This window comes from Novosphingobium terrae (assembly GCF_017163935.1).
GTDB classification, from domain to species: Bacteria; Pseudomonadota; Alphaproteobacteria; order Sphingomonadales; family Sphingomonadaceae; genus Novosphingobium; species Novosphingobium terrae.
The window spans coordinates 1,216,577-1,229,895 of record NZ_JABVZR010000002.1 but is presented as its reverse complement, the minus strand read 5'-3'; the positions used below and the strand labels follow the sequence as shown (position 1 = coordinate 1,229,895).

Genomic DNA, 13,319 nt, shown 5'->3' with positions numbered 1-13,319 from the left:
CGGCGGGCTTCAGCTCGCCTTGCCGGTTTCCGCAGCCATCAACCGCACCGATAAAAAGCGCGCGGTGCCCGGTGCCTGCAGATGCAAGGTGCCGGGCTCGGGCATCAACAGCGCATCGAGCGGCTGAAGGGCAAGATCCTCCCCGGCCACGCTGGCCGACAAGGCATCAAGGGCCATCACCACCAGCACCGTCTGCGGCGCCACATCCAGCACAGCGCGCGCCGCAACGGCCTCACGCGCCACCGCCGCCCGGCCGGCTGCGCGGCGCACCATGACATTCACATCGCGCACCAGACCATCCCCCGGCCAGCCATAGGCGGATGCATCGCCCGAAAAGGGATGTGGCGGCGAACCATGATCGATCCGGCAGCGCGCGCCATCGATCTCCAGCTCAAGCGTGCCCTCGATCACCGTCAGAATGCGATCGACACCGGGAAAGGCCGAGAAAGGCCCCTGCTGCCCGACTTCGGCAAGGCTGATCCGCCAGTCGAAGCTTTCCATGTCGGCGCCGGGGGGATGGACCAGCACGTCGCTGGTGATCCCCCCGCCATTCTTCCAGGGCTGAGGGCAACGATCCGCCGCCCTCAGGAGGGTGAAACCGCTCATCCCAGAATGCCGGGCAGGTTGAGCCCTTTCTCACGCGCGCAATCCAGCGCGATGTCATAGCCCGCATCGGCATGGCGCATCACGCCGGTGGCCGGGTCATTCCACAGCACGCGCTCCAGCCTTGCGGCGGCCTCCGGCGTGCCATCGGCCACGATCACCATGCCCGAATGCTGCGAATAGCCCATGCCCACGCCGCCGCCATGATGCAGCGAGACCCATGTCGCGCCCGAGGCCGTGTTGAGCAAGGCATTGAGCAGCGGCCAGTCGCTGACGGCATCGGAGCCATCGCGCATCGCCTCGGTCTCACGGTTGGGGCTGGCGACCGAGCCGCTGTCGAGATGGTCGCGCCCGATCACCACCGGGGCTTTCAGCTCGCCGCTGGCCACCATTTCGTTGAAGGCCAGACCCAGCCGGTGCCGGTCACCCAGACCGACCCAGCAGATGCGCGCAGGCAGGCCCTGAAAATGGATCTTCTCGCGCGCCATATCCAGCCAGCGGTGGAGATGCTTGTTGTCGGGCAGCAGCTCCTTCACCTTCTGGTCGGTCTTGTAGATGTCCTCGGGATCGCCCGAAAGCGCGGCCCAGCGGAAGGGCCCGATGCCCCGGCAGAACAGCGGGCGGATATAGGCGGGCACAAAGCCGGGGAAGGCGAAGGCATCCTCCACACCCTCATCGAAGGCGACCTGACGGATGTTGTTGCCATAGTCGGTGGTGGGCACGCCGCGCTTCTGGAATTCCAGCATGGCGCGCACATGGGTGGCCATGCTGGCCTTGGCGGCCTTGGCCACGGCGGCAGGATCGCGCTCGCGCTTGTCGAGCCATTCGGCGACGGTCCAGCCTGCGGGCAGATAGCCGTTAATGGGATCGTGCGCGCTGGTCTGGTCGGTCAGCAGATCGGGCAGGATGCCGCGTTCCAGCATCTGGGGCAGAACCTCCGCCGCATTGCCCAGCAGACCGACCGAGACCGGCTGCTTGCTGGCTCTGGCTTCCTCGATGATCGCCATGGCCTCGTCGAGCGTTTCGGCCATGCGGTCGAGATAGCCGGTGCGCAGGCGCATTTCGATCCGGCTGCGCTGGCACTCAATGGCAAGGCAGCTCGCCCCCGCCATCACGGCGGCCAGCGGCTGAGCCCCGCCCATGCCGCCAAGCCCCGCCGTCAGCAGCCACTTGCCCGAGAGATCGCCGTCATAATGCTGGCGGCCCATTTCCACGAAGGTCTCATAGGTGCCCTGCACGATGCCTTGCGTGCCGATGTAGATCCACGAGCCCGCCGTCATCTGGCCGTACATCGCCAGACCCTTCTTATCGAGCTCGTTGAAATGCTCCCAATTGGCCCATTTGGGCACCAGATTGGAGTTGGCGATCAGCACGCGCGGCGCATCCTTATGGGTGCGGAACACACCCACCGGCTTGCCCGACTGCACCAGCAGGGTCTGGTCATCCTCCAGAACGCGCAGCGTTTCGACGATACGGTCGAAGCTCTCCCAATTGCGCGCGGCGCGGCCGATGCCGCCATAGACCACCAGCTCCTCAGGGTTCTCGGCGACATCGGGGTGGAGGTTGTTCATCAGCATGCGCAAGGGCGCCTCGGTCAGCCAGCTTTTGGCGGACAGCTCGGTGCCGGTGGGGGCCTTGATGATGCGGCTGTTGTCGAGACGGTTCATACATGCCCTTTCGCGAAGGCGAGGCAGGCGGTGATCACCTGCCGCAGGATGGGAAGAATGGCGGGCTGGGCGTCCAGTTCTGTCGGCCAGCTGTCGGGGGTGGGGTCTGCGGGCTCGGCCATATAGCCACGGACCGCCAGCTCCATCTGGATGGCGTGGATGCCGTTTTGGGGCTCTCCATAGTGGCGCGTGGTCCAGCCGCCCCGGAAGCGGCCATCCAGCACATGGGTGAGCCCGCTGGCGGCGCAGGCACTCTGCACGGCTTGCGCCAGCGCGGGATCACAGGTCGCGCCGCCATTGGTGCCGATGTTGAACTGCGGCAGCTCGCCCTCGAACAAGCGGGGGATATGGCTGCGGATCGAATGCGCGTCATAGAGTACGACATGCGGGTGGATTGCGCGCAGCCGGGCCAGTTCGGCAGTGATGGCGGCGTGATAGGGATCGAACCAGGCGATCCGCCGCTGTTCGATCTCGGCCTGATCCGGGCCTTCGCCGCGATAGAGCGGCTCGCCATCGAAGCTTTCGGTGGGGCACAGGCCCGTGGTCGCCTGGCCCGGATAGAGCGAGGCACCCGAAGGATCGCGGTTGCAGTCGATCACGCTGCGCGACAGGCGGGTGCGCACCGTGGTGGCACCCAGATCACGCGCGAAGGCGTAAAGCTGGTCGATCCACCAATCCGCATCCTTGCGCGCCAGCCATGGCGAGGCAAAGCGCGCCTCCAGTTCGGGCGGAATCTGCGTGCCGGTGTGCGGGAAGGCCACCACCAGCGGCGCCTCCCCGCGATGGATCTCCAGCCAGTCGGTCATGCACCTGCGTCCATTGAAAGGTCCGGCGTTGAGATGCCCGGCAGAGGCAGCGCCGCCGCCGCCACAATCGCGCCCGAGCGGATCAGGCGATTGGCCGCTTCCATATCGGGATAGAAATGGCGGTCATCCTCCAGCGCGGGGATCTCATGGCGGGTGGCGGCGCGCACGGCCTCCAGCGCGGTGCTGGAGGTCAGCGGGGCGTGAAAGTCCACCCCCTGACAGGCGGCCAGCAGCTCGATGCCCAGCACGGCGGTGGCATTGGCGGCCATCTCCATCAGGCGGCGCGCGCCATGAGCGGCCATGGAGACATGGTCCTCCTGATTGGCGCTGGTGGGGATGGAATCGACGCTGGCCGGATAGGCGCGCTGCTTGTTCTCGCTCACCAGCGCGGCGGCGGTGACCTGCGGGATCATGAAGCCCGAGTTGAGACCGGGGCGCGGCGTGAGGAAAGCGGGCAGGCCCGACAGCGCCGGATCGACCAGCATCGCCACGCGGCGCTCGGCGATGGAGCCGATCTCGCAGATGGCCATGGCGATCATATCTGCGGCGAAGGCCACCGGCTCGGCATGGAAATTGCCGCCGGAGAGCGCCTCGTCGGTCTCGGGGAAGATCAGCGGGTTGTCGGAGACGCCATTGGCCTCGGTGGTCAGCGTGGTGGCCGCCTGACGCAGCACATCGAGCGCGGCGCCCATCACCTGAGGCTGGCAACGCAGGCAATAGGGGTCCTGCACGCGCGGATCATCCTCGCGATGCGAGGCGCGGATGGCCGAGCCCGCCATCAGGCTGCGCAGCGCCTCACCCACCGCGACCTGCCCGGGATGGCGGCGCAGCCGATGGATGCGCGGATCGAAGGGCGCATCGGTGCCCTTGGCCGCCTCGGTCGAGAGCGCGCCGGTGACCAGCGCCGACTGGAACAGCACCTCGGCCTCGAAGAGCCCGGCCAGCGCATTGGCGGTGGAGAATTGCGTGCCGTTGAGCAGCGCCAGACCTTCCTTGGGCCCCAGCTCGACAGGCGCCAGACCGGCCTTGGCCAGAGCCTCCACGGCGGGCAGCACCACGCCTTCAATCTCGATCTCGCCCACGCCGATCATCGTCGCGGTCATATGCGAGAGCGGCGCCAGATCGCCGCTGGCCCCCACCGAACCCTGCGAAGGCACCACGGGCGTCAACCCGCGCGCCAGCATGGCATCGAGCAGCGCCACCGTCTCGGGCCGAACGCCGCTGGCGCCCTGCCCCAGACTGGCCAGTTTCAGCGCCATCATCAGCCGCACCACCGGCACCGGGCTGGGCGCGCCCGTGCCCGCCGCATGGCTGAGCACGATGTTGCGCTGAAGCGTGGCCAGCTCGTCATCGGCGATCTTCACGCTGGCCAGCTTGCCGAAGCCGGTGTTGATGCCATAGACGGGCACGCCCTTGGCCAGAATGCGCGCAATGGCCGCCGCGCTGGCCGCAATCGCCGGGGCGCTGGCCGGATCGAGCCGCGCGGGCGCGCCGCGATAGATGGCACGCCAGTCCGCCAGCGGCACATCGCCGGGGGTGAGGACGATCTCGTTCATGATCCACTCCAGATACGGGCATGGAGCGGGTTGAACCCCATGCGATAGACAAGTTCGGCGGGATGTTCGACATCCCAGATGGCAAGGTCGCAGCGCTTGCCGGGCTCCAGCGAGCCGGTCTCTCCGGCCAGCCCCAGCGCGCGCGCCGCGTTGATGGTGACACCCGCGAGGCATTCCTCCACGGTCAGGCGAAACAGCGTGGCGCCCATGTTCATGGTCAGCAGCAGCGAGGTGAGCGGCGAGGTGCCGGGATTGCAGTCCGTCGCCAGCGCGATGGGCACACCGGCGGCGCGCAGCAGATCGACAGGCGGCAGCACGGTTTCGCGCGTAAAATAGAAAGCGCCGGGCAGCAGCGTGGCGACGGTGCCGCTGGCCGCCATGGCCGCGACGCCCGCCGCATCGAGATGTTCGAGATGATCGGCGGACAGCGCGCCATAACCGGCAGCCATCTGCGCGCCATGCAGGTTGGAAAGCTGCTCGGCATGGAGTTTTACGGGCAGGCCATGGCGCTTGGCGGCGGTGAAGACGCGCTCGGTCTGGGCAAGGGTGAAGCCGATGCCCTCGCAAAAGGCATCCACCGCATCGATCAGCCCTTCCTCGGCCAGTGCGGGGATCATCACATCGGCGACCAGATCGATATAGCCATCGGCATGGCCGGAGAATTCGGGTGGCAGGGCATGGGCGCCCAGAAAGGTGGTGCGAACCGTGATCCTGCGCTGCCGCGCCAGTTGCCGCGCGGCGCGCAGCATCCGCCGTTCCGCCTCCAGCGAAAGGCCGTAGCCCGATTTGATCTCGATGCTCGTCACGCCCTCGGCGATCAGGGCATCGAGGCGGGTCAGGGCCGAGGCGACCAGCTCATCCTCGCTGGCCTGCCGCGTGGCATTCATGGTGGAGACGATGCCGCCGCCGGCGCGGGCGATCTCCTCATAGCTGGCACCGGCCAGACGCGCCTGCCATTCGCCCGCCCGGCTGCCGCCATGGACCAGATGGGTGTGGCAATCGATCAGGCCGGGGGTGATCAGCCGCCCCTCGCCCTTGATCTGGCGGCCTGGCGCAAAGGCCGGGGCATCATCCTGCGGCCCCGCAAAAAGGATCATGCCATCGCGCGCCGCCAGCATGCCGCGTTCGATCACGGCCACGCCCTCGCCCTTGTCCTTGTCCTTACCATGCGAGGGGGCTGCCATCGTCGCGAGTCGGACATCGGTCCAGAGCGTATCGCACTGCATGAAACGGGCCTTTCGCGGGTCTGGACTGCTGTTGCCTTGCCGCGCCATTATGTATAGACATATCTTCACTGTCCAGAAGGAAAACGCGATGCCGCACAGCGCCTCCCTCCATTTCGACCTTGCGCTGCTGCCCGATGGCTGGGCCAGCGATGTGCGGATCGACATCGCGGATGGCCTGATCGCGCGGCTGGAACGCGGTGCCAGCCCCACGGCGGCAGCGCAGCGCCACAGCATCGCCCTGCCCGGCCTGCCCAATCTGCATTCCCATGCTTTTCAGCGCGGCATGGCCGGTCTGGCCGAAACGCGCGGCCCCAGCGGTGACAGCTTCTGGACCTGGCGCGAGGTGATGTACCGCTTCCTCGCCAGAATGGGCCCCGATGAGATGCAGGCCATCGCCGCCCTGGCCTATATGGAGATGCTGGAGGCCGGTTTTACCCGCGTCGGCGAGTTCCATTATCTGCACCATGCCCCCGATGGCCGTGCCTATGCCGACCCGGCCGAAATGAGCGCAAGGCTGGCCGCCGCCGCTCAGGACACCGGTCTGGGGCTGACCTTGTTGCCGGTGTTCTATGCCCATGCCGGTTTCGGCGGGCAGGCCCCCGGCGAGGGGCAGCGCCGCTTCCTTTGCTCGCCCGATCAATATGCCGTGCTGCATGAGGCGGCACGCGGTGCGGTGGCGCCGCTGGGCGATGCGGTGGTGGGCATCGCCCCGCATTCGCTGCGCGCCGTCACGCCCAAGGAGCTGGGCCATCTGCTGCCGCTGGCGGGCGAAGCGCCGATCCATATCCATATCGCCGAACAGCAGCGCGAGGTGGAGGATTGCCTGAGCTGGAGCGGCCAGCGCCCCGTCGCATGGCTGCTTGACCATATGCCGGTTGATCGGCGCTGGTGTCTGGTCCACGCTACGCATATGACTCTGAACGAGACGCACCACATGGCGCAAACCGGCGCCATTGCAGGCCTTTGCCCGATCACCGAAGCCAATCTGGGCGATGGCCTGTTCCCGATGGAAGACTATCTTGCCGCCGGGGGCCACTATGGGATCGGTTCGGATTCCAACGTCAGGATCGATGCGACCGAGGAGCTGCGCCTGCTGGAATATGGCCAGCGCCTGAGCCGACAGGGCCGCAATCTGCTGGCCCGTGAGGCCGGCGCCTCGACGGGGGCCGCGCTCTATAACGCCTCGCTGCGGGGCGGCGGGCAGGCGCTTGGGGTGGAGGCCGGTCTGGCGGTCGGGCTCAGCGCCGACATCGTGAGCCTGAAGGGCGACCATCCCTCGCTTACCGCGCGATCGGGCGATGCGCTGCTTGACGGGCTGATCTTTTCCGCCGGGCGCGAGGCGGTCGATTGCGTCTGGCGCCGGGGCCGCATGGTGGTGGCCGATGGCCGCCATGTGCAGCGGGACACCATCACCGCAAGCTACCGCAGCACGCTGGCCAAGCTGCTGGCATGAACATCGCGCTGCATGAACGCATCCGGGCCGGGATCGAGGCCGAGATCATCTCGGGCACGCTGAGCCCGGGTGACCGCCTGCCTTTCGAGCATGAGCTGATGGACATCCACGGCTGTTCGCGCATGACGGTGAACAAGGCGCTGAGCGCTCTGGCCACCGCCGGGCTGATCGAGCGCCGCAAGCGTGCCGGGTCCTTCGTCGCCCGGCCCAAAGTGCATGCGATGGTGCTCGACATTCCCGATCTGGCCGCCGAAATCATCGGCAAGGGCCAGAGCTATGCCTATCGCCTGCTCTCCCGCAAGATCAAGGCGCCTGCCAGCATGGAGGAACGGGCTCTGGCGGGCAGCGGCAGGGTGCTGACGCTGGAAGGGCTGCATCTGGCCGATGGCACGCCGCTGGCGCTGGAGCGCCGCCTTGTGGCGCTGGCCGCCGCGCCGGATATGGCCGATGCCGATTTCACGGTGGAGCCTCCGGGCAGCTGGCTGCTGCATCATGTGCCCTGGACCGAGGCGGAAAACCGGATCTCCGCCATCGGCGCCACACCGCATGAGGCCGAGCATCTGGGCGTGGAAGCAGGCACCGCCTGTCTGGCGCTGGAGCGGCGCACCTGGCGCGGCGAGGAGCATATCACCCATGTCCGCCAGTTGTTTATCGGCGCGGCCTATGATCTGGTCGCGCGCTTCGGCCCCAAGGGCAACTGACGCACCGCCAACCCATCCTGCGTGAGGACAATCGATGCTGACTCTTTATGGCTATTGGCGTTCGGGCACATCCTATCGCACCAGGATCGCGCTCAACATCAAGGGGGTGGCGTACACCCAGCTGCCGGTGAATCTGCGCGCGGGCGAACAGAGGCATGCCGCTTTCGAGCAGCTCAATCCCCAAAGGCTGGTGCCCGCCCTCAGGCTGGAGGACGCCGTGCTGACCCAGAGCCCGGCCATCCTCGAATGGCTTGAGGAGTGCCATCCCCAGCCCCCGCTGCTGCCCGCCGATCCGGAAGGCCGCGCCCATGTGCGCGCCATGGCCGCGGCGATCGGCTGCGATATCCATCCGCTCAACAATCTGCGCGTGCTGGAGGCGTTGCGCACCGATTTCACGGCCACACCCGATCAGGAGCAGCGCTGGATCGCCCGCTGGATCGGCGAGGGTTTCACCGCCGTGGAGGCGATGATCGCGCAGCATGGCAAAGGCTTCGCCTATGGCGATCGCCCCACGCTGGCCGATTGCTATCTGGTGCCCCAACTCTATTCCGCCGAGCGGTTCGGGGTCGATTGCAGCGCCTGGCCCCGGCTTGTGGCTGCCGCCGAAGCGGCGCGCGCGCTCCAGCCCTTTGCCGATGCCCATCCCGACAATCAGCCCGATGCGGTGCGCCCGTGAGCGAGGAAACACGTCTTTTCGCGACACCGGCGGGGATCAGCCTCGGTGCGCTTGACACCATTGAGGACGGGAAAGCCCGCAATGTGGTGATCCAGCTGAGGGCGGGCCGGTTTCACGGCTTTATCGTGCGGCAGGGCGGCGAGGCCTTCGGCTATGTCGACCGCTGCCCGCATGCCGGGCTGCCGCTGACTCAGGTGCTGGACGATTATCTGACGCCCGATGGCACGATGATCGCCTGCCAGTGGCATGGCGCCTTGTTCCGGATCACGGATGGGCTGTGCATGGGCGGGCCCTGCGCCGGCCAGTCCCTGAGCGCATGGCCTGTTGCCGTGCAGGACGGCATGCTGGTCACGGCTGCGTGATGGCGGACCGGAACGCCTGACTGCGTTTACAGACGCGGCGCGGCCTCAGGCAAAGGCAGGCCTTCCCAGCCGCCGCCCAGCGCCTTGGTCAGGGCCAGCGTGTCGCGGCGCAGGGCGCCATCGCTCTGGATCAGGGCGTCATGGGCGGTGATGTCCGAGGCCCGTGCATCGAGCACCGCGCCATAATCGACCAGCCCCGAGGCATAGCGCGCCTCCACCACCTGAGTCGCGCGACTGGCATCGGCAAGGCCGCCTTGCAGGGCGCGGTTGCGGTCCTGCTCGCTGCGGATGCGGATCAGCGCGTCTTCCACATCGCGCAGGGCGGTGAGCACGGTCTTCTGATAGGTGTAATAGGCCTCATCCGCCTGAGCCTTGCGCTGGGCGACCTGCCCCTTGCGCTTGCCCCAGTCGAGGATGGGGAACATGGCCTGCGCCGCGCCCGTCAGCTGCAGACTGTCTCCGGTGAAGAGGTTGCCCAGCGCAGTGGAGATCAGTTGCGATGCCCCCGTCAGCGTGAAGCGCGGATAGAGATCGGCCACGGCGACGCCGACATCGGCTGTGGCGGCCGCCAACTGCCTTTCGGCCATCCGCACATCGGGGCGGCGGCGCAGCAGATCGGAGGGCAGCCCGGCAGGAACGACAGGCGGCGCGGGCAGCGGCGGCGGCACAGTGGCAAGCTCGGCGATCAGCATATCGGGCGTGCGGCCCACCAGCGTACCGAGCCCATGCATCTGCGCCTTGCCCTCCGCGACGATGGGGGCGACGGCGGCCTGCGCCTGCGCCAGTTGCGCGCGCTGGCGGATAAAGTCGCCCTGAGGCGTCAGGCCCGATTGCGCGGTATGGTCGAGGATGGCGAGGCGTTTTTCCTGCCGCTCCACCTCCTCGCGCGCGACCTGCTCGCGGGCCTGCAGGGTGCGCAGTTGCAGATAGCTGTCGACGATTTCGGCGATCAGCGAAAGTTGCGCATCGCGCGCGTTCCACACGGCGGCTTCGGCGCGGGCGCGGGCGCCCTCCACGCTGCGGCGCGTGCCGCCGAAGAGGTCCAGTTCCCAACTGGCGTCAAAGCCGGCCGAATAGACGGTGATGGAATCGCCGGGCAAAGCGATGCCGCCGGGCGTGCCGGAGGAACCGCCGCCGCTGCTGGAGCCGCCACTCCCCCCGCCCAGCAGGCTGGCCAGTGAGGACAATCCGGCGTTCTTGCTGAAGCGCTCATAATTGCTGCCCGCGCTGGCGTTGACCTGCGGGAAATAGGCCGAACGCGCCACCTTCACCTGCGCCCTTGCCTCGCGAATGCGGGCGGCGGCGGATTTGAGGTCCGGATTGTCGGCCAGCCCCATGGCGATCAGCCGTTCGAGTTCGGGATCATGATAGGCCTGCCACCAGCCTTGCAGATCGGGCGTGGTCTGCGGGCCATCAGCCTCCGCAAAGACAGCGGGCGTTGGCGGTTTGGGCTCGCTGTAATTCGGGCCGACGGTGCAGCCCGCCAGCGCCAGCAATGCAAACAGGGAGAGCCGCATCTTCATGCGTGGCCTCCCGCGCTTTTGCCCTGCCGGATCAGCAGCCCCAGCGGCAGCACCAGCAGCACGAAGATCATAAAGCCATGAAAGACATCGATGTAGGAGAGCATCTCGGCCTGCTGCTGCACCTGCCGGTAGATCACCGCCATGCCGCCATCCGGATCGCTCAGCCCCAGCGCGGGGCCGGCCTGCGACAGCGCCTCGGTATAATTGGGGTTCAGCGGGCTCAATGTCTCGACGATGCGCGACTGATGGAACTGCCCGCGCTCGATCAGCGCGGCCTGGGTGATCGCAATGCCGAAGCTGCCCCCCAGATTGCGCGCCACATTGAGGATCGAGGAGGCATCATTGGTGCTTTCCGGCTTCAGACCCACATAGGCCGCCGTCTGGATCGGGATAAACAGGAAAGGCAGCCCCGCCGCCGAGATCAGCCGCCCCATCGAGGCATCGTGAAAGCTGATCTGCGTGTTCCAGCCGGTCATATACCACAGCGCCGCCGCCTGGCTGGCGAGCGCCGGGATCAACAGCAGCCGCGTATCGACCTTGCCCGCCAGCCTTCCCACGATCACCATGGCGACCAGCGTGGCGAGGCCTCCGGTGGTCATCGCCATGCCCGCCGTGCTGGCGTCATAGCCAAAGACCTGCTGCAGCATCTGCGGCAGGATGGCGGTGGTGCCGAACAGCACCGCGCCGGTGGTCAGCATAAAGGTGGTGGTGACGGCGAAGTTGCGGTTGCCCAGCAGACGCAGGTCGAGGATCGGCTCCTTGTGGTTCAGCTCCCAGAAGATCAAACCCACCAATGAGGTGCCGCTGATGATCGCGGTGCTGCAGATGAAGGTGCTGGCAAACCAGTTGTCGGTTTCGCCGCGATCCAGTGTGATCTCAAGGCAGCCGAGGCCCAGCACCACCAGAATGAAGCCAACGTAATCGACGCTAAGGCCGCCCTTCCAGCGCTCGCGCCGTTCCTTTTCCAGCACCTCGGGCTCGCTGACGATAAAATGCACGAGGAACAGCGAGAGGATCGAGACCGGCACGTTAATCAGGAAGATCCAGTGCCAGCTGAAATTGTCGGTGATCCAGCCGCCCAGCGTGGGCCCCAGCACCGGCCCCACCACCACCACGATGCCATAGGCGGCAAAGGCCTGTCCGCGTTTTTCGGGCGGGAAGGTATCGGCCAGAATGGATTGTTCGGAAGGGGCCAGCCCTCCCCCGCCCATGCCCTGAAAGATCCGCGCCGCGATCAGCATCGCCAGATTGGGCGCGAAACCGCAGCACAGTGAGGAAATGCCGAAAAGCCCCACCGAGATCATGTAATAGCGCTTGCGCCCGATCACATCCGACAGCCAGCCCGAGAGCGGGATCACCACCGCATTGGCCACCAGATAGCTGGTGAGCACCCATGTCGATTCATCGGTGCTGGCCGAAAGGCTGCCCGCAATATGGGTGAGCGAGACATTGGCGATCGAGGTATCCAGCACCTCCATGAAGGTCGCCATGGAGATGATGCCCACGATCAGCCATGGATTGCGCTTGCCCGCGGCGGAGCGCTCATCGGTCCATTGCGTGGCGGTGGAGGCCGGCATCAGCGCACGGTCACGCGCGGCACGACCGACATGCCCGGGCCGATGACATAGGCCGGATCGGGCCGGTTGTTGAACAGGATACGCACCGGCACGCGCTGCACCACCTTCACATAATTGCCTGTGGCATTCTGCGGCGGCAGCACGGCAAAGGCCTGCCCCGCGCCGCGCTGGATCGAATCGACATGGCCGGGGAAATCCACGCCGGGATAGGCATCGATGCGGATGCGCACGGGCTGGCCGGGCCGCATATGATCGAGCTGGGTTTCCTTGAAATTGGCGGTGACCCACAGATCGTCGGGCACGATGGCCAGCAATTGCTGGCCCGGCGCCACATAGCTGCCGACATTGACCGAGCGGTTCACCACCTGCCCGTCGATGGGCGCGCGGATCGTGGTGTAGGAGACCGTCACATTGGCCTGATTTTGCCGGGCCTGCGCGGCCTGCCGGTTGGCCTGGGCCGACTGCACCTCCTTGCGGGCGGCCAGCACATTGGCGGCGGCGCTGTCGATCTGGCGGCGCGCGGCAAGGGCTTGCGCCGCGCTGGCCTCGGCCTGGGCGCGGGCGGCATCGATCTGCGTGGGCGCCACGGCCATATGGTCGCGCGCCTGCAGATCGAGATAGCGATGATAGTCGGCCTGAGCCTTGGCCGCATTGGCAGCGGGGCCCAGAGCATCGGCCCGCGCTTGCCGCTGCGCGGCGATGGCGGACAGCACTTTCGCTTGCGCCTGCGCGATGGCGGCATCGGCCTGAGCGACGTTGGATTTCGCCTCCTGAAAGGTGGCGGCGGGCGTTTCCGGCTCGATGGTGGCCAGCAGGTCGCCCTTGTGAACATGGCGGTTGTCCGCGGCATAAACGGCGGTCAGCCGCCCCGTGGTTTGCGCCGCCAGACGCACGATATGCGCGTCGACAAAGGCATCGTCCGTGTCCTCGTAATGGCGCGCATCGAGCCACCACAGAAAGCCGCCGATCAGCACCACCGTCGCCACGCCGCCGCCCACGATCCAGAACATCGGGCGCTTGAGCAGCGGAGTCTCGTGCTGGTCCTCATCCCTGGGGGCCTGCTTGTCAGCCGTATCGGGAGCGTCCTGCTCCGGCTCCTTGTCGTCCGCCATGCTATGGTGCTGCTGCATGGGAAAGGGATCGTCGGGTCAAGGCGTTATCCTTTCCGC

At 66.9% G+C, this 13,319-nt stretch carries 12 protein-coding genes; 4 read left to right on the top strand and 8 right to left on the bottom strand.

The window, feature by feature from the left end:
* Nucleotides 1-9: 9 nt before the first annotated feature.
* From HGK27_RS23675 to hutI, 5 genes are read right to left on the bottom strand one after another with little or no spacing between them, the layout of a single operon-like run.
* Complete coding sequence (locus HGK27_RS23675; RefSeq protein WP_206245337.1) at nt 10-606, bottom strand: HutD/Ves family protein; 597 nt, start codon at nt 604-606, stop codon at nt 10-12.
* Nucleotides 603-2,270: a urocanate hydratase gene (gene hutU / locus HGK27_RS23670; RefSeq protein WP_206245336.1), complete on the bottom strand. Its 1,668-nt coding sequence runs from the start codon at nt 2,268-2,270 to the stop codon at nt 603-605. Before hutU ends, HGK27_RS23675 begins: the two co-directional genes overlap by 4 nt.
* Nucleotides 2,267-3,076, bottom strand: coding sequence for an N-formylglutamate deformylase (hutG, locus tag HGK27_RS23665; RefSeq protein WP_206245335.1), 810 nt, complete (start codon nt 3,074-3,076; stop codon nt 2,267-2,269). The genes hutU and hutG overlap by 4 nt, the downstream gene beginning before the upstream one ends.
* Nucleotides 3,073-4,632 carry a histidine ammonia-lyase gene (gene hutH, locus HGK27_RS23660; protein WP_206245334.1) on the bottom strand — a complete coding sequence of 520 codons (1,560 nt, stop codon included), beginning with the start codon at nt 4,630-4,632 and terminating at the stop codon, nt 3,073-3,075. Before hutH ends, hutG begins: the two co-directional genes overlap by 4 nt.
* Nucleotides 4,629-5,858: an imidazolonepropionase gene (hutI, locus tag HGK27_RS23655; protein WP_206245333.1), complete on the bottom strand. Its 1,230-nt coding sequence runs from the start codon at nt 5,856-5,858 to the stop codon at nt 4,629-4,631. The genes hutH and hutI overlap by 4 nt, the downstream gene beginning before the upstream one ends.
* A gap of 88 nt (nt 5,859-5,946) precedes the next feature.
* Here hutI and HGK27_RS23650 point away from each other — a divergent pair, with 88 nt between their 5' ends.
* The 4 genes from HGK27_RS23650 to HGK27_RS23635 are packed head-to-tail and all read left to right on the top strand — an operon-like array spanning nt 5,947 to nt 9,050.
* On the top strand, nt 5,947-7,311 hold the full coding sequence (locus tag HGK27_RS23650; protein WP_206245332.1) for a formimidoylglutamate deiminase: 1,365 nt from the start codon (nt 5,947-5,949) through the stop codon (nt 7,309-7,311).
* Nucleotides 7,308-8,012: a histidine utilization repressor gene (gene hutC / locus HGK27_RS23645; RefSeq protein ID WP_206245331.1), complete on the top strand. Its 705-nt coding sequence runs from the start codon at nt 7,308-7,310 to the stop codon at nt 8,010-8,012. The genes HGK27_RS23650 and hutC overlap by 4 nt, the downstream gene beginning before the upstream one ends.
* 34 nt (nt 8,013-8,046) lie before the next feature.
* Entirely contained in the window at nt 8,047-8,688 is a 642-nt protein-coding gene (maiA, locus tag HGK27_RS23640) for a maleylacetoacetate isomerase (protein ID WP_206245330.1), read from the top strand.
* A complete protein-coding gene (locus tag HGK27_RS23635; RefSeq protein ID WP_206245329.1) occupies nt 8,685-9,050 on the top strand; it encodes a Rieske (2Fe-2S) protein in 366 nt (121 codons plus the stop codon). The genes maiA and HGK27_RS23635 overlap by 4 nt, the downstream gene beginning before the upstream one ends.
* Nucleotides 9,051-9,076: 26 nt before the next feature.
* Here the strand turns inward: HGK27_RS23635 and HGK27_RS23630 are convergent, their stop codons facing one another.
* Genes HGK27_RS23630 through HGK27_RS23620 form a run of 3 tightly spaced genes read right to left on the bottom strand, consistent with a single transcriptional unit; the run spans nt 9,077 to nt 13,262 of the window.
* On the bottom strand, nt 9,077-10,573 hold the full coding sequence (locus HGK27_RS23630; protein ID WP_206245328.1) for an efflux transporter outer membrane subunit: 1,497 nt from the start codon (nt 10,571-10,573) through the stop codon (nt 9,077-9,079).
* Entirely contained in the window at nt 10,570-12,150 is a 1,581-nt protein-coding gene (locus HGK27_RS23625; protein WP_206245327.1) for a DHA2 family efflux MFS transporter permease subunit, read from the bottom strand. Before HGK27_RS23625 ends, HGK27_RS23630 begins: the two co-directional genes overlap by 4 nt.
* Nucleotides 12,150-13,262, bottom strand: a complete 1,113-nt coding sequence (locus HGK27_RS23620) for an HlyD family secretion protein (RefSeq protein ID WP_241127805.1) — start codon at nt 13,260-13,262, stop codon at nt 12,150-12,152. The genes HGK27_RS23625 and HGK27_RS23620 overlap by 1 nt, the downstream gene beginning before the upstream one ends.
* Nucleotides 13,263-13,319: the final 57 nt, after the last annotated feature.

Coding starts and splice junctions, on each gene's coding strand:
- hutC (WP_206245331.1), top strand. CDS start 7,308: ATGAACATCGCGCTGCATGAACGCATCCGGGCCGGGATCGAGGCCGAG.
- HGK27_RS23650 (WP_206245332.1), top strand. CDS start 5,947: ATGCCGCACAGCGCCTCCCTCCATTTCGACCTTGCGCTGCTGCCCGAT.
- HGK27_RS23630 (WP_206245328.1), bottom strand. CDS start 10,573: ATGAAGATGCGGCTCTCCCTGTTTGCATTGCTGGCGCTGGCGGGCTGC.
- HGK27_RS23675 (WP_206245337.1), bottom strand. CDS start 606: ATGAGCGGTTTCACCCTCCTGAGGGCGGCGGATCGTTGCCCTCAGCCC.
- HGK27_RS23625 (WP_206245327.1), bottom strand. CDS start 12,150: ATGCCGGCCTCCACCGCCACGCAATGGACCGATGAGCGCTCCGCCGCG.
- hutH (WP_206245334.1), bottom strand. CDS start 4,632: ATGAACGAGATCGTCCTCACCCCCGGCGATGTGCCGCTGGCGGACTGG.
- hutG (WP_206245335.1), bottom strand. CDS start 3,076: ATGACCGACTGGCTGGAGATCCATCGCGGGGAGGCGCCGCTGGTGGTG.
- HGK27_RS23620 (WP_241127805.1), bottom strand. CDS start 13,262: ATGGCGGACGACAAGGAGCCGGAGCAGGACGCTCCCGATACGGCTGAC.
- hutI (WP_206245333.1), bottom strand. CDS start 5,858: ATGCAGTGCGATACGCTCTGGACCGATGTCCGACTCGCGACGATGGCA.
- hutU (WP_206245336.1), bottom strand. CDS start 2,270: ATGAACCGTCTCGACAACAGCCGCATCATCAAGGCCCCCACCGGCACC.
- maiA (WP_206245330.1), top strand. CDS start 8,047: ATGCTGACTCTTTATGGCTATTGGCGTTCGGGCACATCCTATCGCACC.